This window comes from Nostoc sp. GT001 (genome assembly GCF_030382115.1).
In the GTDB taxonomy this organism is placed as follows: domain Bacteria; phylum Cyanobacteriota; class Cyanobacteriia; order Cyanobacteriales; family Nostocaceae; genus Nostoc.
On record NZ_JAUDRJ010000003.1, the window covers coordinates 5317036 to 5340430 of the forward strand.

Consider the following 23395-nt stretch of genomic DNA (forward strand, 5'->3'; position numbering starts at 1 on the left):
CAATATGATGAAAACTTGGGAATACTAACTTAAAAGATGTATTGTCAGGGATTTAGCTATGCCAAATGAAGGTGCTAACCAGGAGCAAGACTTCCTAATTAATTTATTAAGAGCGACTTATCAAAATCAGGAAGTATATCCAATTCTGCAACATAACTTAAGTAAACTCAATGATGATTTGGCTTTAATGCTGCGAAAATGGGTAAGCGATCGCTTTGCTAAAGAACCTGCCATTGCTATTAATTTAGCTAGAGTCATTATCAAACTGAGTACTATTATTCAAGAGTTTAAACAAGGGAACATTGCTAGTAATTTAGAAATTGTAATTGCAGGTTATGAAACAGTTTTGCAAGTTTGTACCCGTGAGGCTTTCCCCCAAGAATGGGATGTCGTCCAGAAAGCTTTAGTAGTAGCTTATCAGCAACGCCAGCAAATTCTTTCCAGAACCATTGGGGAACTCCGGGAACAGACTATCCAAACCCAGACTCAAATCAATACATTAACTGAGCAATTACAAGAAGAGTTACAACAAGCAAAGCTGCAAGTCAATGACTTAAAAACAACAATTACAGAGTTGAAACAGAAAAAAGGTGATTCCGAATCAAGGATAGAGATAATATCTTTAATAGCTGAGTTCAAAGAGTTAAAGGAACGTCAGATTTGTGTAGAACAGTTTCCTACTACAGCTAACATTTCACCTAAAGCTGGGCAGTTCAATACAGCTATTTTTTATGATATTGAAAACTTAACAATGGGTAGAAACAACCCTAACTTAAATTTTTCTCTAAAAGAAATTCAAATAAATCTGGAAAACACTACCCTAGTTAATAAAATAGCTATCCAATGCGCTTATGCTGACTGGAGTGATTCTCGATTAAGGCCACTCAAGAATGAGATTCAAGAACTTGGCATCGAAGCAATTCAAATTTTTGATTATAGTCACAAACGGAATGCAGCAGATATGCAACTAGCCATTGATATCATGGAATTAGCCCAAAGTCGTCCTATGCTGCAAGTTTTTGTTATTGTATCAGGTGATGGTGCATTTGCCGCTTTAGCTAAAAAGCTTCATGAATATGGGAAGACTGTAATCGGATGCGCTTATGAAGGACAAATTAATCGTATTCTCAAGTCTGTTTGTGATTGCTTTATACCTATACCTACTCCCCAGGTAACAATAGAGGATATTTCAATTGATGAAGTAACTAGTGAAAGTTTATTAAATGATGATGTTTTAATAGTAACTAATAAAATTTTACAAGATTTAAAGCAGAACATCGAGCAATTAAGTCAGCTTAAAGAAGGTGGTATTTATCTGAATCAGATTTACCATATATTGAAAGATAATATTCCCAATTTTGACCAAAGAAGAAAACAACATGGTTACAAGTTGGCAAAATTTTTAAAGAAAGTCATTGAAGGAACAGATATTTGTCTATCAAGTGATAACAATAAATTAATTTTGAGAGAAACCTTAACTTTAGGCTCTAATGGCTCATCAAATAGAACTTTAAATGGTGGTAGCCCTTATTTAAGAACTAGAGTGCTTACTACAAACTCCGTCACCCAATCCTGAATTATGGCGACTGACGGACGTATTTTGTTTTAATAAATTTAAAAATAAAAATCTACTTAGTCTTGACAAAAAGTACAGGTAGTTTGGCAAATAAAACTTTTTTTATCTTTAGCTCCGTTCTTCAACTCTTATAAAAACTACTTTTACAAGAGTTGAAGAAAGAGTATCCTACTAACGACTGTTATTCATTAACAATCGTAAAGCCTTCATAATCAATGGCTCCACTCACAGCACTTGGTAAATTAACGTTACCAATTAAGGTGGCAGTTGCAAAGCCAGCACCATTAGTACCACCAGCACTACCTAAACCTAAACCTGATGCAGCAAGTTCATCTTGGTAGCCTGTGATTTGATAGACGGCACCAGTTTCCAGGAAAGCGAACAATCCTTGAGAACCGAAGTTACTAAATGACAACCCAGAATCTGCGTTGACATTTAGAGGTTGACCTGATGAATTTCTCACAGTAATAGGCGCAGATAGCTCACCAGTGAGCAAATCAACTTTGTAAAGCTGCGCTCCATCTCCATCAGCAGTGCTGAAATCGCTAGCAAGAGCGCGAGTACGACCAGGATTGAGATTATCGATAGCTAATCCGTCGGCAAATTTTCCAGGGTTGGTAGCCTGAGTTCCTTGTCTTTGTGCAGCAGTAGTAGCTGGGCCAAAGCCGTCTACAAGGCTAATAGTTCCAGGGCTAGCTGTAGTAACTTTATAAAGAGAGCTACCTGCATTACTGCTGCTATTATTTCCTGAAATGTTGTACAGAACAATTGGTTGACCAGCTACTGAATAGTCACGTCCAAAGTCAGCACCTGAGTCAAACCCAAAACGACGTAGGTCAGATGGTGTAGGTGTAGGTGAGGTACTAGCTGGAGCAAAAGCCTGATCTACATTATTTACCCGAATAACAGAACCAGCTGTTGTAGAACCAGAGGCACGTGCTTCGTTAATTGCACTTGCTCTTCCGGTAGTGGGGTTAGTGCCCAAACCTTCTAGGTCTGCGTTTGGAATATTCGCAGCATTGATTTCGCCTACTTTTTGGGGAGTAGCATTGAAGGGGCCTATGGGGAAGCGGTAAACTGCGAATTGTTCTCCAGCTTGGCTGGGATTGATATCCGCATCTCCAATTGTATAGCCGTAAAGAGCCATGAGAATTTTATCCTTATTCAAACTGTANAAACTTTTGGGAACACTCCAAAGATGCAAATTGCTATCTGACTAAAAGCCTGTACGACACAAACAAAGCTAACTTTGCTAGGCTGAGATTTAAGATTAGTCTGCGTTATCTTACTTTGCTTATGTAGCAGAGAAATTTGCAAAACTGAAATACTAATTACTAAACTTTTGACTGTAAATAGGCTAGAAAAACTTAACTCAAGATTGTTGTAATTACTATTTGCTCAAGTTGTGAAATTAGGATATGTGAGAACTTGATGTCGGATGTAGAAATCTCAAAACTACATCTAGCTAAACTTTCACACATTTTTTTTGGAACTCATCATTTCCAAATTTGATTACAATTAACCGAGAGTTAAACATCTTCTGTTTACCCATTAAAAGTCAAAAACTAAGTTTGTAATCTGTATTTGGAGTTATCTTAGCAAGAGTGTATTTGAATAATGTTAAGAATATTTTTCCTAATCATTAAGGTTGAATAGCATCTTGGTTAAGGTTTAGTTTTTCCTAAGTTTTTTGACTCGATTATATGCTTTTATATTTTTTCAAAAAAGGAAAATCATTGACTACATTAATCTGGAACTGCTACCGATTACCTATGAGGTAGCATAGAATAATTGCTTTAATAGCTATTAAACAATTTTTGTTCACAAGCGATCGCTTTTAAAAGCCTCATTGTAAAATACCTGGAACGAAAATAAGTAAATAAGAGTTTAAGGGTAAAAAAGTTTCATATTTTAACTTTTCTATTTGACCCGATCTTCCAGAAACTTAATATTTTTTTTGAGAAGGACTAAATCAGACTTTTGCTAAAGCGCAAACGCACAGCATAAAGCCGGAGACGTTTCCGTGACTCCGGGCTTTTCTTCATATATTGCAACCTAGATGCAATCAAATTGCTCCTCTAGTTTCAGCAAAATATTAATTAGAAAGTGGATTTATTATTACTTCACTTCGCTGGGTTCAAATTTAGTTACCTTACCTTTCTTAATGGCAACAATCACATCGTAATGCGAACAGTAAGCGAATGTGACATCATTAGCTTTGTTATAAAGGTTAACTACATGGCCTGCACCACCTACCTGGATACCGATTGGTTCCAAGTCAGCAAAAAAGAAACGACGTAGTTGATCGCCACTACCAATTTGACCCTTACTCTTAGTAAGCAAGTCTATTTTTTGTGCTACAGACATTTCTTCGGCTGCTGATGCCTGGACTAATGAAGGATTGATCGCCTTTAATGGTACGTCCCAAACTGTGAAAAAACCAACCAAGGCTACGCTTGTAAGTAAGGGTGCGAGTTTCATTTGTTTCTTCTCTTCTTTGTTTTATCCTGAACATCCCAAGCATCTCAGGTGGCAGTGAGAGCTTATTGAAACTAAGCCACTATTTTCATGAATTTATCCTTTGAGAAAATTTAATTAATTCTCAGCATTTTCTCAGCTAATCATGGCTGCTCAAAGTCACAGGATAATTTAAGTATTTTCTCAACGAAACCTCATTTTGAAGCGCGTTAAGGTAACTTAATATAATGAGCAATGCTTTCATTGCAGTGATGTTATTGTGACTAGACCCAAAAAACCACATCGCCAAATCTATAGAATTTCAGGACAAACATATCTGTGGCTAGCAATGCTAATTTTTGGAGCATCTAGCGCTGTTACTCGGAAGCTAACAGAAATTGGTGCTCAACATTTTATCGATAATCGCAATCCGATTTCTTTGTGTAATGTTTTATTCGTGGGAAACCTTTGCGCCTTGATACTTCTGATCCTAATCTATGGGCGGCAGTGGAACAAAGCTACTTTGAAGCAACTCTCAAGGAAGGATTGGGTCAGTCTAACAGCAGTAGCTATCTTATCAGGAGCGTTAGCCCCTGGCTTAATTTTCCAGGCACTCGCACTCACAGGGGTGAATAATGTCATCTTGGTGGGACGCTTGGAACCACCTCTAACTTTGGCTTTATCAGTTTGGTTATTGAGAGAACGGGTAAATATTTGGGAATTTATTGGTGCGATCGCAGCTTTTGTTGGCGTTATCCTAACTATTATCCTTCAGCTGGCAACAGGAACCATGATGAACATGGGAGGTTTTGGTTTAGGCATAGGGGAATTTTTGACCGCAGCCGCATCTGTGGCCATAGCCGCTTCTACGATTATTAGCAAGAAACATCTTTCGCAGATTCCTTTGGGAATCTACAGCATCTTTCGGACTGCACTTGGAACTGTAATCTTTTTCTTCATTGCTTTAGTCCTCTATGGCAAGGATCATTTTGCTGATGTACTTTCACCATTCTTGTGGCAGTGGATGTTTCTCTATGGCGGGTTGATTGTGGTGGTAGGCCAGTCTTTTTGGGTTAAAGGCTTGAAAACTTCCACTGTATCTACAGCTTCCCTAATTAGCTCATTTGGCCCAATTGTGGGAATTATAGCAGCCTATTTAATTTTGGGTGAAGCCCCTACCCAACCTCAATATATTGGCGGTAGCTTGATTTTAGGAGGTATATTCTTGAGCCAAGTTGGCACCAAGCGTCAGACTTCTAGCAGCAAGGTAAATTCTACTCCAGCACAGCAACAGGTAGAAACTGGTATGGGATTCAAAGGGATTTGAAGGATGAAAATTCTAGATCGCTAAAGATATGATTTATCGCCGTTAAGACAAAAGACTGAATATTGTCTTAACGGCGATTCATCGCGTCTCTTACCTTAACCGAGCAGTATTGCAAGTAAACCACCCATCCCAAATAAATGAAACCCTTGTGGTATATAGCGTTTCCTAGTCACATGAGGTACATCTTAGCCTCCTCTCGAAGAGCGGGGGTTGGCGGTGGGGTTATTGTACCTCACTCAACCGAGAACCGCTATATAAATTACAAATTACAAATACAAATTACGAATTCTGCACAGCGGTAGTAGTATGTCAAAATAAAAATACCCGATACATCAAGGTGAGCGATCGCTCCCAAAGCTAGATTAAAGGATTGACCTGAGCAATGGCAGACCCAACCAATCAAAATCAAGCGGGAGAAGTAGCTCCCACCACTGCTGACAAGCAGGTTCCTAGTACAGACTCACCCGAAGCCACAGATATTCCTACTGCCAACGCGCCAGATCCCAAAGCTGCTAAACCAACTGCTATACCACCCAAGCGAGAAAAACCCGCCGCCGACGCAACAGGAGAAAAACCCGCCGCAGCTAAAGCCGCTAAAAAGGAAAAAGCCCCATCTGTTGAAGATAAGCCATTTGTAGAGTTCATTGAGCAAGACTACTTGCCAGCTTTACAAAAAGCGATCGCTCAAAAAGGTGTGCAAGATTTACAGGTGTCTTTTGCCAAGCAGAAGATGCCAATCACTGGCTTTGAATCTGCCGAAGAATGCTGGCAAATTATCGGCAGTTGGTCAGAAATTGGTAAGCGTCAGTTTAACCTGTATTTCCCCGAAGAAGATATTCAAGGAAAAAAGGGATTTTCTTGTAATGAAGGCAAAAAACCCAGCACTCTTGAGTCATTCTTAATCGATGAGCGCAAAACGACCCTCGATTTGTTGGTATTTGGCTTAGTTCAGCGCTTAGACGGTCAAAAGTGGTTAGGTAGAAATTAGTCATTGGTCATTGGTCATTGGTCATTAGTTTTTAACAAAGGACAAAGGACAAATGACAAATGACTAATAATAATTAAAGTTCGTGGAAATGGTAGGTAACGGCTCCAGTATTGGGGTCGTTATCAATTTTTACATAACCTGATTTGTACATCTCTTTGAGAGTAGCTTCCACTTCAGCAAAGGTCGCTCCTGTAAACTTTACGCCTTGAGTGACAGTTAAAATACCACCCTTGCTTTCCGCCGCTTCAATCAGTTTCATCATAAGTTGGTTGCCTGTTGGGCGGTGGACTTGAGAAGCAACTACTGCTTGATTCAACGGCACACCAAAGGGAGATACACCCGCTTTTAATCTCAAGTTGTGTTCGTATTCGTTAACCATATTGGGGATAAAGAATAAATCCACGAACTGCCCTATACCAAACACACCACCAGTCAACAGCCATAACAAACCAGTTCCGATCTTGCCATTGTAGAAACGCTGTAATCCTCCCACCCCGATAAATCCGACTGCACACAAAATATAAGAGACAAGAAGTCGGTCTTTCTGCTGCTGATTGTTTTCAAGATTCATCTTGTTTTCAACCTTTTGGATTTACTCTTGTTGTTTAAGATGGTTTTTTCGGACTGCTTTTTATACCAAGTGCTAATAGCTAGACTTACATCTTGCACCAGTTGCTTTCTAACAATTTTCATAATAGACAATGCTTTTCTGATTTGAAGTTGTGGGCACTGTCTAATCTCCAATTAGTGAGAAAGGTGCAAAAAATAACTAAAGTACTCAGATTTTTTCAGTAATTATGCTACTCATGGATTGTTAATTTTAAGATGCCCAACGTATTAGTAGAACCCTATGAATTTATTGTAGTAACAACCAGAGAAAATTACTGAGATAGTAGTGCTTTGAAAATTAAGAGGTGAGTGCTACTCCACTTGAACGAGATAATGCTGCTTGCTGAACTATATTTATTTGACTACCAATCCGCGATTTTTGATTCCGCAAATATTGAATGATTGTTGCAACTCTTAATGTTTTGCTTAGAAATTTCTCACCCGCACCTTGGTAGACTGAACTTTATACAATTGGATTATTGTGGGCTGTTACGGTTTGCCGGAGCATTTCTGGTGAAGCAGTCCGGTCTTCTCCCAAAGGGAGAGGCTCACACCAACAGGGTTTCCACGCCAGTTGCTTCTCCCAAGGGGAGACGCTGCGCGAACAAGTCGGCACAGCCGCCCAACGCACTGGCTCCCCATGAGGAACTGCCGTTACCGTGGCGGTAGGGACGTAAGAGCGTCACCCCAAAGGTCTACTTAAGATAATAAAGACGAAAGAGAAATCAAGACATGGTAGATTCCCTCAAAAAACCAGGCTTTGAAGAAATCCGGCCAGGGATTAAAGTCCCGGCAAAAGAAACCTTGTTAACACCTCGGTTTTATACTACCGATTTTGATGAAATGGCACGGATGGATATCTCCGTCAACGAAGACGAGTTACAAGCCATTCTCGAAGAGTTCCGCACGGACTACAACCGCCACCACTTTGTTCGGGATGCCGAGTTTGAACAATCCTGGGATCACATTGACGGGGAAACTCGCAAGTTGTTCGTTGAATTTCTAGAACGTTCCTGTACAGCAGAGTTTTCTGGCTTTTTGCTATATAAAGAACTCGGCCGTCGCTTGAAAGGAAAAAACCCTGTATTGGCAGAGTGTTTTAACCTGATGTCACGGGATGAAGCACGACACGCTGGCTTTTTGAATAAAGCCTTGTCGGACTTTAATCTGTCCCTAGATTTAGGGTTTTTGACTAAGAGTCGCAGTTATACCTTCTTTAAACCGAAATTCATCTTCTACGCTACTTATCTTTCTGAGAAAATCGGTTATTGGCGCTACATCACCATTTATCGCCATTTAGAAGCACATCCCGAAGACCGAGTTTATCCAATCTTCCGGTTCTTTGAAAACTGGTGTCAGGATGAAAACCGTCATGGTGATTTCTTTGATGCGGTCATGAAATCTCAGCCGCAAATGTTGAATGATTGGAAAGCACGGCTGTGGAGTCGGTTCTTCCTATTATCGGTATTTGCGACCATGTATCTCAATGACATTCAACGCAAGGACTTTTATGCCACCCTTGGATTGGATGCGCGAGAATACGATATCCATGTAATTCAGAAGACCAACGAAAACGCAGGTCGGGTATTCCCGCTGATGCTGGATGTAGAGAATCCAGAGTTTTATGAGCGGTTGGATGTTTGTATAAGCAATAATGAAAAGTTGGGTGCGATCGCTAACTCCAATACTCCCAAATTCCTGCAAATCTTCCAAAAACTGCCGCTTTACATCTCCAATGGCTGGCAGTTATTACGCCTGTACCTGATGAAACCGATTGATACTGTTTCTGCTCAAGGGGCAGTTCGTTAATTAGATAACAGGTTTGTTTGCGAAAGCTTTGGTGGTTCTGCTGATTGCAGAGCCACTTTTTTTGTCCTTTTTTCAAGCCAATGATTACTGATATGTCAACCAATTAGTAGTGCGGCTAATTTGTTAGCAGGCAAAAATCGGAGATAGTTGCTTAGGTGTAGTTTTGTAGTAAATCCCTTGAGTTAAGCTGATTTTTCCATTCTGATTAAGTCTGGAGTCAATGTTTGATGCTTGGCTGCTTCTGCCTCGTAACATCTGAGAATCAGTGATGTCAGCTTATCTAAATCACCGACAGAAGAAATAATTACTTTTGATGCGGCATCTCCCAGAGAAGCTGTTACTTCCTGCACTTCAAAGTTTGAAGCTAGCGACTTTACTTCATCTACACTTAGTCGAGTAACAAAACTTTTTTCNTGCGAAGATAGATACAGCCGCAGAAACCACCAAGTACTTTTGCCAACAAGATTGATACCAAAGTATGAAACAGTATCTTTGTATTGGAGTTGATAATTGTAACTCGTTGAGGTTTGCGTAATTGCTTTAATTTTTTCAAAAGCTTCGATTTCTTCAGCAGTTGTTACTACTTTTGATTCTTGAGGATCTGGTTGTATATCAACTTCTCCATTATCTATGTCTATTGGAGGTTCAACAGGCTGATCTATTACTGGAGTAAGTGAGCGAGTCATTAACTCCACTAAACTTCCCTGAATCGACTTTTTAACAATTGGTTTGAATTTATCAATAATTTTACCAGTAATTCGACCTTTAATTTCATAACTAGGAGCAACTGTACCAAGTTCAGTCACTAAAAAGCGAACAAATTCTTCAGAAGGAGAACGTAAAAGATTTCCTAGAAGTTGAGTCATGCCTTTGACATAAACCATTTCCTCGGCATGATTAGTAATAGCTGTAACCTCAAAATTATCACGGTGAAAGAATTTGAGGTTATCAATATCTTTGGTATCATATTCCAGGATGTTAAAAGTAAAAAATGGCTCCTTGTCCATAACATTTGTTTCACGCAAGTCTGTAAAAAAACGGTATTCAATACCGTTAGTGACGATAGCTACTTTTGTTGTCGAAAGTGCATTAAAATATCTGCTCAATTGTCCATCATGTGCCTCAGCTTTTTGACCACGGGCTTTTGCTTCTACAAGCATAACTTTAGTACCGTTAATAGCTAAAGCGTAATCTACCTTTTCAAACTGCCCTGCTTTTCTAATAGCAAAATCTGCCACGTATTCCGGTATTACTTCACTAGGATCGTAGACATCGTAGCCAAGAACACTCAAAAAAGGAACAATCAGTGCCATCTTAGTAGATTCTTCACCAACAACTTGGTCAGCCCGCTTACGCACTTGTTCAGATAGCTTGGTAATATCTTCAGTGAATGCCATCTTGTTTCCTCCTGGTAGATTATTGAGTATTTATACGTCTTTTTTGTAAAATAAGAGTGATTGTAAGGTGACATAGTACATTTGAATTGAAAGTGTTAGTGCGATCGCCTTTTTTATCACTCCTATAAAAGTATTCCCAAATAAGTACCCACCTGTAACACTCATGACTTGTTCACAGGTGCAATGACATCGGTAATGAATAAAAATAAATCAGAATGATTTTTTATGAAGCTTCAGCCTATAGCGATTCTCAAAAAAATGCTCAAGCTATAAAGCCCACGAATTCATCCGTGGGCTTTTTAATACAAGCTAACTTGCCGTTGCTGCTTTGAAATGGAAATCTTTGCTCTTTCTTTTCTGCGAGACGCACAATAGGCAGACGAAAATATTGCTGAGTGAATGAATTTTACTTTTTACTCACCAAAATATTGTTGAGAAAGGTTTTCGTGAGTTTTTACGGATATAACAGAAGCCGACATTAGGATACACTGGCATTTGAATACACCGGAAGTTCATCAGCGACTTAGTTTGTCGCTTCTGGTGACTTCCTTCCTAGTATCCTATTGCTTTTGGCTGTATGAAACTTACTCCAATCTACGGTAAGTCTCCCTGAAGAAGGTTTTTTAGCATCTAAAACGACTGCCACTGTTTTGAGGCTATAGCCTTAGAATATTTACAAGCTTTACTTACGAATTAGCTCTCTCTAGATAAAAGTACCATTTTTACTGTGTAAGCTGACATTCTACCTGTTTCATCCAGATTTGTGTAGCTTATTAACAAATCAACGGATTCATTAATATTAAGCCTGCTTTACTATTTAGTTTCTTAGCCAGACCTATTAGACAGCTAGAGTGTTCATTTCACTTTGTTCAATAGCTTTTAGCCCTTATCGCTCCCATGCTGACCCATCACCGCAAGCCCGTGTGCTTATCACTGATTTCCACTGACCTACCGATCTGGTCTGTTGTCGAAACTGCTGCCACATTGTATCAAAAAGATACCGATCGATTCCATTTACTGATGACCGCACCGCCTTTAATTAGCTGCGAAGTGGAGAGTGTCATCAGTCCAGAAGACACACTTCCTCAAAGCAAGAGCAAAGCTTACGCCCCTAACAGTCCCAGAATTTTGTGGCTGGAGATTTCCCCTTACCGAGTCATCATGACTATGCAAGGTAATGCTCAAGTGAGTTACCGTCACTTTTGGGAACAGGGTGTTTATGGCATTAGTCGCTATTGGTTGCCAACTGAGTCATTGCAACCTAACGATCCGATTCGTTTACGAAATTTTACTCGTAGCCTAACTCTCAACGGACATCCTTTGCCAGAGAATTTGCGGCTGGAATATGAATTGTGGGCAGAAAAAGTCCAATTAGGATGCTACATACTGAATTTGGAAATTAAACATTGATAAGTGTGGGGAGTGAAGAAGATAACAGGATACAGGTTACAGGTTACAGGGTATAGATTATTTCCTGTCACCTGTCACCTCTCCCCTGTCACCTCTCCCCTAATCTCAATTCCCAATCCCTCTTAACCAAAATAACTGGGTTGGTTTCCAGGTTTCCATTTAATATTGCAACCAACACTCGGCTTTTGATCACTTGTAACAGGTTTACCCGCTAGCACTGCTTCAATGGCTGCGCGTAAATCTGCACCTGTTACAGGTTTATCATTACTGGGGCGGCTATCATCTAATTGTCCCCGATAAACAAGTTGACGTTGATCGTCAAATACAAAAAAATCTGGTGTGCAAGCTGCTGTGTAAGCCTTCGCCGTTTCTTGGCTCTCGTCGTAGCATAAGGTAAAATTAAACCCTTGTTCTGTGGAAAATGCTTGTAACGACTCTGGCGCATCATCTGGATAATTCTTTGCATCGTTAGCACTAATAGCAACGATCGCTAAATCACTTGTAAAATAATCTCTTCCTAACTGCACTAATTCTTGTTGGACGTGTTTTACAAACGGGCAATGGCGACAAATAAACATTACCAATAGTGCTTTTTTATCTGCAAAGGTAGAAAGTGAAGTTGCCTTTCCAGATACTACTTCTGGTAGATTAAAATCTGGCGCTTTAGTGCCTAGCGGCAACATAGTTGAAGCAGTTAAAGCCATAGTTCACCCAATATTTTTACGCTGATAACTAACGGCTTTTGTTATCAGTATATTTTCACTCTAGCACTAAGTTTTCCATAAAATAAGAGACGGTAAATTTACCGTCTCTTATAATTTTTTTAGATTTATTTTAAATAAATTAGTTTTTACAGACTTGCCAAAACACCAACAATACCGTGTCCTGTGAATACTTCTAATGCTATCAGAGAGACAAAACCAATCATTGCTAACCGACCGTTAAGCATTTCTGCATAGGGAGTGAAACCAGTGCGATCGCCTTGTTCATCTATATATACTTTTGGCTCGATCGCAAAGTTGTTCAGCTTGCCTTGGTCGTCAATGATAGCAGTACTTGTACGCATGGATTTTTCCCTGTTTTCTCTTTATGTAAATAACTGTAACAAAGTTATTAATATTTGTAAAGTATCTTAATCTAATCAAGTAGTAGTCCAAGCAAGCCAGAGAAAAGATATGATGATGAATCGAGTTCAAATACATGTCTAAGCAACAGGCTCCGCTCCTTGTGCGTAAGCACTTTCAATCACAAATCCATTCCCCAACAGCTAATGCATCGATTTCGAGTAGAGGTTATTGCCAAAACACCAAACCCGCAGCAGGTGATTTATGCCGCGATGCACCAGGACTATACCGATGGGTTCGTGTTTGATGAGCGCGACTCCTGGCCTTCTGAGTCACAAAGCGGCGAAGTTATTGTTAAGCGGCTTTTAGCGGGTGAGAGGGGACACTATGGGCCTTTAGAGCATCCCCAGATTGTTTTCAATTGTGGCTACTTTCCCCACAGTGTAATGCAGCAGGCCCGTACTCATCGCGTTTCTGTATCATTTGATGTACAATCTTTTAGATATACAGGCAACCAATTTATTGACGTAGTAGAAGGCAAGAAAGACATAGAAGATGTTTTTTATCTACGTCCCGTTGGTTATTACACTGATAGACAAGGCAAAAAGTATCACTATTCACCAGAGCAACGAGCAGCAGATTTGGAGTGGTGTTTAGAAGCAGCTAAACGATATAAAGCTGATTTTGAGGGTGGAATGTCTGAAGAACACGCTAGAGGTAAAGTGCCTTTTGACTATCGCCAGCATTTTGTAGTTAGTTTTAATTTGAGGTCTTTCTTACATTTTTGTGACCTGAGAAATAAAAAAGATGCTCAATTGGAAATTCAAAAGTTGTGTGAAATGATGTGGCCTCATTTTGAAGATTGGGCACCTGCGATCGCACAATGGTATGAAAAGCAGCGTCTAGGTAAAGCCAGGTTAGCACCTTAGATAATGGCTGAAAGTTGACAGAATTTGCGGTAGGATAAGGCGAAGCGATTATCCTCGGATTTATTGGGTTTGATTTAGGGCGATCGCATCTATTTTTTTGATGAACAAAGCTGTCGATATTAGCACTAAAAAATTAATCAGCCTTGCACCAAATAATTGGGCAAAATGGGTGACAGGAATTCCTGACATTGTTACAGGCGAAATCTTAAATACAGAATTCCAATGGATTAGCCGACAAAGCGATGTTGTAATTCAGGCTGAAAGTCCCCAATACGGAAAATTTCTCATCCTCAATGAGTTACAGTTACGCCACACATCAGAAATGCCGCGTCGGATGCGTGCTTATGCTGCTCTTGCGGAAGAGAAATATAAACTACAAACGTACCCTGTACTGATTAACATTCTCAAAATTAGCAACAGCGAAATACCTACAAGTTTTGCATCTAATTTTATCGGGTTAAGGGCAATTCAAGATTACCGCGTAATCAATCTCTGGGAGGTTGACGTAAATATTGCTTTTGAGACGCCGTTACCGTCGCTGCTTCCCTTTGTACCAATTCTCAAAGGCGGAGAAAACGAGTCTACAATTAGGGAAGCATTGCGAATGCTGCGTGCTGACGAGCAATTAAATCAACTTGAGACAGTTCTGGCATTTTTTGCAACCTTTGTATTAGAAAGTACTTTAGTTCAGGAAATCATGAGGTGGGATATGACAGTCTTAAGAGAGTCACCTTGGTATCAAGAAATTTTACGTGAGGGACAAGCACGAGGAGAAGCAGAAGGAGAAGTACGTGGAATAATCTCTAGCATCGAAACAAGTTTAGAAGCAAAATTTGGCAGCGATGGTTTGGAGTTGATGTCGCAAATTTCGCAAATTTCTGACTTAGGGCAATTGAAAGAGATTTTACGCAAGATTGTTGTAGCAAATACAATTCAAGAGTTACGGAATGTTTTGTAGGATAAAGCAAGCGATCGCACCAACTCCTGGCTGAGAGCTAGAATATGATGAAAGTTTAGACTATAAAATTTTCGAGTTATTACACTTAAAATTTTAATGAATGTCTGCAAGAGATATTTTCCATAATTTAGTTAGATTGGCTTTGCAAAAAGATGGCTGGACAATTACACACGATCCACTGTCTATTGATTTAGCAGATGGACAATTGCAAATTGATCTGGGTGCAGAACGGTTAATCGCTGCCCAAAAACAAGACGAAAGAATTGCTGTAGAAATCAAGAGTTTTGTTGCTCCTTCTGCAATTTCCGAATTTCATACAGCTTTAGGACAATGTTTAAATTATCGAGTTGCACTAAAACTAAAAGAACCAGAGCGAGTTCTCTATTTAGCAGTTCCGCTAGCAACTTATGAAGATTTTTTTTCACGGCAATTGCCACAACTGAGTATTCATGAATATCAATTGAAACTGCTAGTATTTGACCCGGAAAATGAGGTAATTGTACGATGGATAAACTAGCAAAGTATAGACAAATCATTCAGCAAGTTTTGACAATTCATGCTCAGATTAAACCTGCCTATGGTGAAATCGAACGACAAACTATTTTTGATGTGCAACAAAATCATTATCAAGTTGTGAATACGGGGTGGGAAAATCGTCGTCGAGTTTATGGCTGTTTAATTCATCTAGATATTCGAGATGGTAAGATTTGGATTCAGTATGATGGGACTGAGATTGGCGTGGCTAATGAATTAATAGAATATGGTATTCCTAAGCAAGATATAGTGCTGGCTTATCAGCCTCCTTATATGCGAAAGCTGACAGAATTTGCAGTGGGATAAAGCAAGCGATCGCACTTTGATTTTTGGGTATGATTTAGAGCGATCATCGTCAGATCCAGTTAGGCGAATAAATCTCTACGAGAGTTATTTTCAATCAATCATTGAAAACTTCAAAAGCTAAAATCCAAGACAATTTAGATTTTTTGATACTTAAGGTTTAGCCTACGTTACACTTTATGGCTAATTTTGAAATAACTTACTAATGATTATTTTATTTTTTATACAGTCATCCCTGTTGAACCAAATCCACTATTTCCTCTAGTAGTTTCACTTAGGTTTTCTACTTCTTGAACATCAACATGAATAATTGGAGTAATAACCATCTGAGCTATTTTCATTCCTTTTAAGACCTGAAAGGAACTTTTGCCATGATTAATTAAAATAACGCCAACTTCTCCTCTATAGCCTGCATCTACTGTCCCTGGAGTGTTAAGAACAGTAATTGAATACTTGAGTGCTAAACCGCTTCTAGGGCGTACTTGAGCCTCAGTCCCTTGAGGTAATTCTATTGCAATACCTGTATGTATAAGTTGAGTTGTACCAGGCAAAAGTTCTACATCTTCAGTTGAGAAGAGGTCTAAACCTGAATCATCATTGTGTTCATATTTAGGAATAATAGCTAGTTTATTAAGCTTCATTATTTTGAGTTTCATATTTATTATTTCGTATATAACTTGTTTGCTGTAATTATGTTTTACTTGATTAATTACTATTTTAAATCATTAAATGCTTTTGCTAACAAAGAGGCAGGGATAACAAATAGTACTGTATATACAGAATTTACTGCTAAATCATACCAAGGCTTTTTTTCTAGCTCATCCTTATTAAAAGACAAATATAATAGTAAACCCATCAAAAAAAAGAAACAAAATAAAGAACTTATATATTTAATCTTTGATATTCGCTTTTGCCGTTCCAATTTAAATTTTATTTCTGCTTCATTTTTAATTTTTTCATTTTCTAATTTGCGTCCTTCAAAAATCTTTTGGAAATCAGGACATTCATTTAATTTTAATTTTAACTGATCTGGTATGTTTCTAAAATCTTCATCTAGCCAATTATTTTCATCCTGAGTTACAGTAAATCCCTGTAAGACTTCTCTTTTACCTGGTAAATTACTACCTTGTAAAATAGATGCTTCTGTCACAACATAGTAAAATATTAAACTCACAAAAGTATCTTTTTCAGCAATTAGAATAATATCTTCGTTGCCATAATTGTGTACTGTAATCAATGAAACACCTATATATTCTGGATCTAAAGTTGTACCAATATGTGATAGCCCTTTAGATACAAGTGCTACTTTAGAATGATATGTTCCGGCGACCTTATTAGAAACCCAAACAGCCTCATTAGTCTGTATTAATGCAGTTGAGCCTTTGACAATAGTAATTTTGTTAGTATTTATATCATATATACTTTGCTTTGTCTCTAAATTCCAAGCCAACTTACTTACTGTTAAATTATAACTTGCACTTCTTAATTTTTGCTTAGAAAAGGGGTAAATCGCTATATTTAATCCAATTTCCTTTTCTATATCTACGTTACTTAGAATAGTCATATATAACTCCTTATTTATTTTGAATTACTTAGACTTTAGCTAGAGTTACAATCTCTAGCTGATCTTGATATTTACCCTGTCTTGCTTCATAACTAATAGCGCAGGGTTCGCCTTCTAAAAATAGCAATTGCACCACTCCTTCATTAGCGTAAATGCGACAGTCTGCGCTGGAAGAATTGGAAAATTCTAAAGTTAAATGACCTCGCCATGCAGCCTCAGCAGGCGTTAGGTTTGCTATTATGCCACAACGTGCATACGTAGATTTTCCAATACAAATTACAGTAATATTCTCAGGAACCTCTAGTTTTTCTAGAGCAACCCCAAGTCCATAGGAATGAGCAGGTAAAATAAAATAACTGCCATTAGCATCGGTATGCAGTGCTGTTGGCTCCAGATTTTGAGGATTAAAGTTTTTGGGATCGACCACAGTTCCGGGAATGTGACGAAAAATGCGGAACTCGGCCGAAGAAAGGCGTATATCGTAGCCATAAGAAGATAAACCGTAGCTAATTACATGTTTAACTGCTACCGATCCATCTTTTTGCACTTTTCGGATTAAACTTGGCTCAAAGGGTGAAATTAGACCCTGTTGAGCCATTTCAGTAATCCAGATATCGTTTTTAATCACAACTTCACAGCTAATTCAAACGGAATTACTAGGATATCCTGAATTGAGTCTTTTGTTTAAGGTCGATAACTCCGACGGATTTCTGTAATTTGATCTGCTACATCTAAGAGGGATTTTGGCATCTCTGGCCCTGTGAGAATAATATCGACGTGGGGAGGGCGTTTTGCCAAAAACGCTAAAACTTCTGTTTCAGGAATTAAACCAAAGTTGATCGCTAAACTTAACTCATCTAACACCACGAGAGAATACTTACTCTCACACACAACTTGTTGTGTATACTGCCACAGCTTTTGTAAGGCTTGATTTTCTGTATCGTCTAAATGTGGTGTATCGATACAACGAGGCAAATCACAGCGAATCCAATCTAAATTTTGTCCTAATTGTATAGGTCGATCTTGCCCTTGGCGGATACCTCCTTTGAGAAACTGTACTATTAATACTGGCGTTCCTTGTCCAGCTATTCTCAGTGATTGAGCCATCACACTCGTGAAAAAGTTACGATGTGAGCTAGTGAAAACTTGCACTAGACCTTCAACTGGATATGGTAGAGTTAGGGTTGAATTGATACTTTGAGTTTCTAGCTGGGCAACCATAAAGTTAAGTTCAAAAAAATACAATAAGTAAAGGGTTATTACTGGCGGTAAAACTGACAAATTTGCCTGTATAATCAATCTGTTTTTCACAGGTGTGGTGGATTTGGCAAATTGCATTCTTAGTCAACACTAGGTTTGTATTGAAGTCAAGAGTTCTGCTTGATTTACAGCAGATTTCAGATAAATGAAGTACATAGACAAAACCCGAAAGCCTGTAGAGACTTTGCATATAACGTCTCTAGATGTAGTTTATAAAACCGCTAACTGCTGTAAGTTTTCGTCTTTCCTCTGTAATGAGTTGTAAAAATGAAAACATAAAATCTCTAGTTCCAATTATTTAAAAAAGCTAGGCACAACGCCTAAAAATCGCTAAATGTTAAATTTGTCGGTTGTTTGGGCAAAACAGACTTAGCTAGTAGTGAATTTGACAGGATGAGGAGTAAATCGTTGTGAGATTGGTGATTCTGGGAGGTTCAGGATCGGGAAAAAGCACTCAAGCACAAAGGCTTTGCAGATACTTTGATATTCCTCTGATTTCCACAGGTGAGATTTTACGAGAAGCAATATCTGGCAATCAGCCCCTACCGGAATTTCGATGGTTGGAAGCCGATCCCCGGACTTCTCTTTCGGTTTACGCTAGCTTGAGTGAACTAGGCTACCACGCACGGCCTTACATGCAAAAAGGGGAGTTAGTTCCAGACGAAACGATCGTTGAATTGATCCGAATTCGCCTCAGACAACCAGATATTAATTGCGATTGGGTGTTAGAAGGCTATCCCCGTACTGCCTTCCAAGCTGAAGAATTAGATTTTTTATTGGATGATTTAGGGCAAAAGCTAGATTGGGCAATTTATCTCCAAGTCCCGGAAGCAGTTATGGTTAGTCGATCCTTGGGGCGATCGCTACCAGATGACCAACCAGAAATCGTGCAGCGCCGTGTAGAATTATTCTACGATCGCACCATTCCCATCCTAGAATATTACGACCGTCGTCGCTGCTTATTGACCATCAACGGCGACCAATCGCCAGAAATGGTACAGCAAAATATTTTGACTCTGCTTTCAGTTCCTTGAAGAGTACTGAGTGCTGAGTGGGAGAGTTAGGAGTTAGGAGTTAGGAGTTTGGAAAAATTATTGCCAATGCCCAGTGCCCAAAAAGATGATTTACAACACTAAGGTAATCTTAAGGCAGTATTGTAAAACTTGAGGCAATTCCAATGGCTTGGCAGCGTCCTGACGGTCGGATTCCCTACGAACTACGTCCGATTAGCTTTCACCCCAGTTTCACCCGCTTTGCCCCCGGTTCTGTTCTCGCAAGATGCGGTGATACTCAGGTACTTTGTACTGTTAGCGTTAATAAGGGAGTTCCGAAGTTTCTTGAAGGAACTGGTAAAGGCTGGCTAACTGCTGAGTACCGAATGCTACCATCTGCTACACAAAAACGCCAAGAAAGGGAATTATTGAAATTATCTGGACGGACGCAAGAAATTCAGCGTTTAATTGGCCGCAGCTTACGCGCAGCAGTGGATTTTGAGGCACTGGGAGAACGCACGCTGACTGTAGATGCTGATGTGTTGCAAGCAGATGCCGGAACTCGGACAACAGCCATTACAGGCTCGTTTGTGGCCTTGGCTCATGCAATTTCTAAATTATTGCAAGAAGGCGTGTTGGAGCGATCGCCTTTGTGTGGACAGGTAGCGGCAGTTTCCGTAGGATTACTGGAGGGAGAGCCATTTTTGGATCTAGATTATATCGAAGATGTGGCTGCAACAGTAGATTTTAATGTGGTGATGAATCAACATCTGGGAATCATTGAAGTCCAAGGAACAGCCGAAGAAGGCAGCTTTAGCCGTACTCAGCTGGATCAACTGCTAGATATTGCCCAAAAAGGAATTCAGGAATTGTTAATTGCCCAACGTGAAGCGATCCCTAACTGGGAAACGTTGTTGGTGATTAATTAGGTTTATTAATTTTTAATAAGAATTAATAAATGTATCCTTTATGGCGTTAATCAACAAAGTATCAAGTAACTGCGATGTAAATAAAAATAATCATGAGAGTAGTTAGTACGACTGACTACTGAAAACTTACCCTTGAAGGTGATAAGGAGGTCTACGTTTTTCCAGTTTACTTAATCCACGATGTTAAATGTTTCAAAAGTTAAAAAGGGGGATTGTAATAAGTTCGGTATTGTATTGCTGGAAGCCAGCAATATGATGATGAAGCCATGAACAAAACCGTTGAAGTTCTACCGGATCAGCTGGCGCTGGTTGCACGAGCGCTAGAATTAATTCTGTCCAAGTTAGAAACTGCCATTGAGCAGCGGGGGCGGTTTACCATCGCCTTGTCTGGTGGCAGTACACCTAAACCGTTATACGAAGCGATCGCTACTCAAAAACTACCTTGGGATAAAATTCATATATTCTGGGGGGATGAGCGTTACGTACCACCAGATCACCCCGATAGCAATGAACTGATGACGCGTCGTGCGTGGCTAGATCGCATTGACATCCCAGCGGCTAACATTCACCCCGTACCAACTTTAGAAGCCAATCCAGAACTGGCTGCTGCCAAGTATGAACAACATCTCAAAGAATTTTTCAATTCTTCTGGGGTCGAGTTTCCCCCCTTGGATGTAGTATTACTAGGAATGGGTGATGATGCACACACCGCATCTTTGTTTCCCCACACAGAAGCTCTTAAAGTACGCGATCGCCTTGTGACTGTGGGTAACAAAGACGGAAACCCCAGGATAAGTTTCACATACCCCTTCATCAACTCTGCTCGTAGCGTGATTTTTCTGGTTGCTGGTGCTAATAAACGACCAGCTTTAGCGCAAGTCTTTGCACCTGTAGCCGATGACTTTACTTACCCATCCCGCTTAATTAAGCCCCAAGGAGAACTTTGGTGGCTGCTGGATGCGGCAGCAGGTTTGGAACTTCAACATTGAAGAATGGGGCATTGGGGACAAGAGGCAGAGGTGCAAAGGGGCAGAGGGGCAGAGGGGAAAAACTTACTGAACTTCTCCTCTGCTCCCCTGCTCCCCTACCCCTCTGCTTCCCCGCTCCCCTTCCCCGTGTAAGAGTGTCCAATTCATTGTTCCATTAGCAGTAATTGCTAGAATCTAAAGCTAGGGCCGCCCTCTGCTTGCCAGTCCTACCTACTATTTATGATGATCTTGAACAAAGGCTAAATATCGATGATCGTCTGCCCTAATTGCAATCATCCCAATCCTGATGGCGCTGTCCAGTGTGAAGCTTGCTATACACCATTACCTGCGACTACTAATTGTCCCAGTTGTGGGGCAACTGTGCAGGCAGATGCTGCATTCTGCGGTCAGTGTGGCTATAACCTTCACTCAGCAGGAGTTCCACACGTTCATCCCGCAGTAGCTACAACAGTTACTCCCGATATTCCTGTGGAAGTGCCAGCGTTAGTTCCACCCGATCCATTGTTAGAACTTTTACAACCAGATGCTTTGGGAATGAGCGGTTCTACTAACTCCCATCCTCCCGAATCATCTTTACCACCAACAGAGATGGCAGTTCCCCCAGAACCTACGCCACAGATGCCTATTGCAGAAAGCAGCCCTCAAGAAGCTGTGTCAACCGTTGTAGCTCAACCCGTAGTCTCTGGACAAAGTAGTATTCCGACTCCACCACCTGTGGAACCAGCACCAGCCTCCGAAGCCGAAGTACCCCCGCCAGCAGCACCAGCACCAACTGCAACTGCTGCCAGAACGCAATTGCAGCAGGTTACAGCGCGGTTACTCCACGTTCAAAGCGATCGCTTAATTGAATTGCCGCAAAATTTCTCTGTGATTCATATCGGCAAGCCTAATGACCGGATTCCTCCAGATATAGATGTTTCAGGATTTCCCAATTCCGAAATTGTCTCGCGGATTCATGCAGATATTCGCGTCGAGGGAGATGCCCATTATGTAGAGGATGTGGGAAGTTCTAATGGCACTTACATCAATAATTTGCCACTTTTACCAGGGAACCGTCATCGCTTGCGACCAGGCGATCGCATCAGCTTGGGTAAAGGAGACTTAATGACATTCCTCTTTCAACTTGCTTAACTGATTCTTGCTAAATTGTGACATCAGTCTAAGTATTTTCTGCCCATCCTCCGGCATCCATTTTGGAGGAGCAACAAATGAACTGCATCAGACAAGCGACGGATAACTATGTTGTTCTTGATAGCGCCATAGTTGACAGCCGTCGCTTCGAGGTGCAAATTGTTACANNNTCCAGCAACTCCATTCCCTTAATAATTACACTAGGATGGATGAAATACATTGCCAATTTTAGATTTTGAATTTTTCAGAAAATCTAAAATCTAAAATCCAAAATCCAAAATCCAAAATTGAGTGACCTATGAGGGAACCTAGTAAAAATTTTGAAACCTTGCTTACCAAAGAAGCCCCGCCAGTTGTTGAACGTATGGGGCTAACCTGGCTAGTTGCAGCAGCGATCGCAACTGCTTTACTGTGGCAAGTACCAGGAGGGGATTATATCTTATACCCATTTACAATTCTGGCAACTTGGTTTCATGAAATGGGTCACGGCTTAATGGCACTCCTATTAGGAGGACAGTTTCAGAAATTAGAGATTTTTAGCAATGGTTCCGGTGTCGCAACTTATGGACTCCGGTCGTCATTGGGGCCAATTAGTCCGGCAATAATCGCCGCAGCAGGGCCAATGGGACCGCCTTTTGCTGGTGCAGCTTTGATTCTGGCTTCCCGCAGTTTTACAGCAGCTTCTCTAAGTTTAAAAATTTTAGGCAGTTTTTTGCTGTTTTCTACATTAATTTGGGTGCGTTCCTGGTTTGGGTTGGTAGCAATTCCCTTACTAGGTTTAATAATCTTGGGTATTTCCCTGAAAGCACCTCGCTGGGCGCAAGGGTTTGTCATTCAATTTTTGGGTGTACAAGCTTGTGTAAGTACGTACCATCAACTCGATTATCTATTTAGTAGTTCTGCTGGTTCCCTTGGAATTTCTGATACAGCGCAAATGCAGCGATATTTGCTTTTACCTTACTGGTTTTGGGGCGGGTTAATGGCGATCGCATCTCTGGTGATTTTAATCCAAAGTCTCCGTGTTGCTTATCGTTCTGAGTAATCAGTAAGAGTGAGTAAGAGGCAGCATCAAAGCGATTTCAGAACTAAAGTAAAAATTTATCAGTATAATAGCCTGGATATTGTTAAAAAATTCGCCGCTAATAACTTCTACCTTCGCGGTTCGATAC

Annotated in this window: 25 protein-coding genes; 14 read left to right on the top strand and 11 right to left on the bottom strand. The window is 40.1% G+C overall.

Annotation, left to right across the window (positions count from 1 at the left end; genetic code table 11):
- Positions 1-58 precede the first annotated feature (58 nt).
- Positions 59-1576 carry an NYN domain-containing protein gene (locus QUD05_RS25405; RefSeq protein ID WP_289798510.1) on the top strand — a complete coding sequence of 506 codons (1518 nt, stop codon included), beginning with the start codon at positions 59-61 and terminating at the stop codon, positions 1574-1576.
- A 181-nt stretch (positions 1577-1757) separates the two neighbouring features.
- Here QUD05_RS25405 and QUD05_RS25410 read toward each other — a convergent pair whose 3' ends face one another.
- The gene (locus tag QUD05_RS25410; RefSeq protein WP_289800076.1) at positions 1758-2723 is read right to left on the bottom strand and encodes a hypothetical protein; all 966 of its coding nucleotides are present in this window, start codon (positions 2721-2723) and stop codon (positions 1758-1760) included.
- 971 nt (positions 2724-3694) lie between these two features.
- Positions 3695-4057 (bottom strand): hypothetical protein, encoded by a 363-nt coding sequence (locus tag QUD05_RS25415; RefSeq protein WP_289798511.1) that lies wholly within the window; start codon positions 4055-4057, stop codon positions 3695-3697.
- Positions 4058-4313: 256 nt separating this feature from the next.
- On the opposite strand from QUD05_RS25415, the gene QUD05_RS25420 reads away from it, so the two are divergent.
- Together QUD05_RS25420 and QUD05_RS25425 are read left to right on the top strand one after the other, a co-directional pair.
- Positions 4314-5360 (top strand): DMT family transporter, encoded by a 1047-nt coding sequence (locus QUD05_RS25420; RefSeq protein ID WP_289798512.1) that lies wholly within the window; start codon positions 4314-4316, stop codon positions 5358-5360.
- A gap of 382 nt (positions 5361-5742) precedes the next feature.
- Positions 5743-6348, top strand: a complete 606-nt coding sequence (locus QUD05_RS25425) for a DUF2996 domain-containing protein (RefSeq protein ID WP_289798513.1) — start codon at positions 5743-5745, stop codon at positions 6346-6348.
- Between the two features lie 73 nt (positions 6349-6421).
- Here the strand turns inward: QUD05_RS25425 and QUD05_RS25430 are convergent, their stop codons facing one another.
- Together QUD05_RS25430 and QUD05_RS25435 are read right to left on the bottom strand one after the other, a co-directional pair.
- Positions 6422-6919: a TM2 domain-containing protein gene (locus tag QUD05_RS25430; protein ID WP_289798514.1), complete on the bottom strand. Its 498-nt coding sequence runs from the start codon at positions 6917-6919 to the stop codon at positions 6422-6424.
- Positions 6920-7505: 586 nt separating this feature from the next.
- Positions 7506-7643, bottom strand: coding sequence for a hypothetical protein (locus QUD05_RS25435; protein ID WP_289798515.1), 138 nt, complete (start codon positions 7641-7643; stop codon positions 7506-7508).
- 46 nt (positions 7644-7689) lie between these two features.
- On the opposite strand from QUD05_RS25435, the gene acsF reads away from it, so the two are divergent.
- Positions 7690-8766: a magnesium-protoporphyrin IX monomethyl ester (oxidative) cyclase gene (gene acsF, locus QUD05_RS25440; RefSeq protein WP_289798516.1), complete on the top strand. Its 1077-nt coding sequence runs from the start codon at positions 7690-7692 to the stop codon at positions 8764-8766.
- A 182-nt stretch (positions 8767-8948) separates the two neighbouring features.
- On the opposite strand, the gene QUD05_RS25445 is transcribed toward acsF, so the two are convergent.
- The gene (locus tag QUD05_RS25445; RefSeq protein WP_289798517.1) at positions 8949-10163 is read right to left on the bottom strand and encodes a type I restriction endonuclease; all 1215 of its coding nucleotides are present in this window, start codon (positions 10161-10163) and stop codon (positions 8949-8951) included.
- An 897-nt stretch (positions 10164-11060) separates the two neighbouring features.
- Here QUD05_RS25445 and QUD05_RS25450 point away from each other — a divergent pair.
- On the top strand, positions 11061-11573 hold the full coding sequence (locus tag QUD05_RS25450; protein ID WP_094348271.1) for a hypothetical protein: 513 nt from the start codon (positions 11061-11063) through the stop codon (positions 11571-11573).
- Positions 11574-11695: 122 nt separating this feature from the next.
- Here the strand turns inward: QUD05_RS25450 and QUD05_RS25455 are convergent, their stop codons facing one another.
- On the bottom strand, positions 11696-12277 hold the full coding sequence (locus QUD05_RS25455) for a thioredoxin family protein (RefSeq protein ID WP_289798518.1): 582 nt from the start codon (positions 12275-12277) through the stop codon (positions 11696-11698).
- Between the two features lie 146 nt (positions 12278-12423).
- Positions 12424-12639, bottom strand: coding sequence for a CAB/ELIP/HLIP family chlorophyll-binding protein (locus QUD05_RS25460; RefSeq protein WP_094348273.1), 216 nt, complete (start codon positions 12637-12639; stop codon positions 12424-12426).
- A 204-nt stretch (positions 12640-12843) separates the two neighbouring features.
- Here QUD05_RS25460 and thyX point away from each other — a divergent pair, with 204 nt between their 5' ends.
- The 4 genes from thyX to QUD05_RS25480 all read left to right on the top strand — a co-directional run bounded on the left by thyX (position 12844) and on the right by QUD05_RS25480 (position 15364).
- A complete protein-coding gene (gene thyX / locus QUD05_RS25465) occupies positions 12844-13566 on the top strand; it encodes an FAD-dependent thymidylate synthase (protein WP_190942978.1) in 723 nt (240 codons plus the stop codon).
- Positions 13567-13666: 100 nt separating this feature from the next.
- Entirely contained in the window at positions 13667-14524 is an 858-nt protein-coding gene (locus QUD05_RS25470) for an RpnC/YadD family protein (protein WP_289798519.1), read from the top strand.
- A 100-nt stretch (positions 14525-14624) separates the two neighbouring features.
- A complete protein-coding gene (locus tag QUD05_RS25475; protein WP_289798520.1) occupies positions 14625-15041 on the top strand; it encodes a XisH family protein in 417 nt (138 codons plus the stop codon).
- Complete coding sequence (locus tag QUD05_RS25480; RefSeq protein ID WP_289798521.1) at positions 15029-15364, top strand: XisI protein; 336 nt, start codon at positions 15029-15031, stop codon at positions 15362-15364. The genes QUD05_RS25475 and QUD05_RS25480 overlap by 13 nt, the downstream gene beginning before the upstream one ends.
- 218 nt (positions 15365-15582) lie before the next feature.
- Here the strand turns inward: QUD05_RS25480 and dut are convergent, their stop codons facing one another.
- The 4 genes from dut to QUD05_RS25500 form a co-directional block, all read right to left on the bottom strand.
- The gene (gene dut, locus QUD05_RS25485; protein ID WP_289798522.1) at positions 15583-16017 is read right to left on the bottom strand and encodes a dUTP diphosphatase; all 435 of its coding nucleotides are present in this window, start codon (positions 16015-16017) and stop codon (positions 15583-15585) included.
- Positions 16018-16073: 56 nt separating this feature from the next.
- Positions 16074-16925, bottom strand: coding sequence for a dCTP deaminase domain-containing protein (locus tag QUD05_RS25490; RefSeq protein WP_289798523.1), 852 nt, complete (start codon positions 16923-16925; stop codon positions 16074-16076).
- Positions 16926-16953: 28 nt separating this feature from the next.
- The gene (gene dcd, locus QUD05_RS25495; protein ID WP_289800077.1) at positions 16954-17523 is read right to left on the bottom strand and encodes a dCTP deaminase; all 570 of its coding nucleotides are present in this window, start codon (positions 17521-17523) and stop codon (positions 16954-16956) included.
- An 86-nt stretch (positions 17524-17609) separates the two neighbouring features.
- Positions 17610-18146, bottom strand: a complete 537-nt coding sequence (locus QUD05_RS25500) for a P-loop NTPase family protein (protein WP_289800078.1) — start codon at positions 18144-18146, stop codon at positions 17610-17612.
- Positions 18147-18595: 449 nt separating this feature from the next.
- Here QUD05_RS25500 and QUD05_RS25505 point away from each other — a divergent pair, with 449 nt between their 5' ends.
- The 5 genes from QUD05_RS25505 (at position 18596) to QUD05_RS25525 (ending at position 23268) form a co-directional block, all read left to right on the top strand.
- Positions 18596-19219: an adenylate kinase family protein gene (locus QUD05_RS25505; protein WP_289798524.1), complete on the top strand. Its 624-nt coding sequence runs from the start codon at positions 18596-18598 to the stop codon at positions 19217-19219.
- Between the two features lie 143 nt (positions 19220-19362).
- Positions 19363-20106 carry a ribonuclease PH gene (gene rph, locus QUD05_RS25510; protein ID WP_289798525.1) on the top strand — a complete coding sequence of 248 codons (744 nt, stop codon included), beginning with the start codon at positions 19363-19365 and terminating at the stop codon, positions 20104-20106.
- Between the two features lie 266 nt (positions 20107-20372).
- On the top strand, positions 20373-21095 hold the full coding sequence (gene pgl, locus QUD05_RS25515; RefSeq protein WP_289798526.1) for a 6-phosphogluconolactonase: 723 nt from the start codon (positions 20373-20375) through the stop codon (positions 21093-21095).
- A gap of 249 nt (positions 21096-21344) precedes the next feature.
- Positions 21345-22226, top strand: a complete 882-nt coding sequence (locus QUD05_RS25520; RefSeq protein WP_289798527.1) for a double zinc ribbon and FHA domain-containing protein — start codon at positions 21345-21347, stop codon at positions 22224-22226.
- 298 nt (positions 22227-22524) lie between these two features.
- Complete coding sequence (locus QUD05_RS25525; RefSeq protein ID WP_289798528.1) at positions 22525-23268, top strand: M50 family metallopeptidase; 744 nt, start codon at positions 22525-22527, stop codon at positions 23266-23268.
- Positions 23269-23395 lie beyond the last annotated feature (127 nt).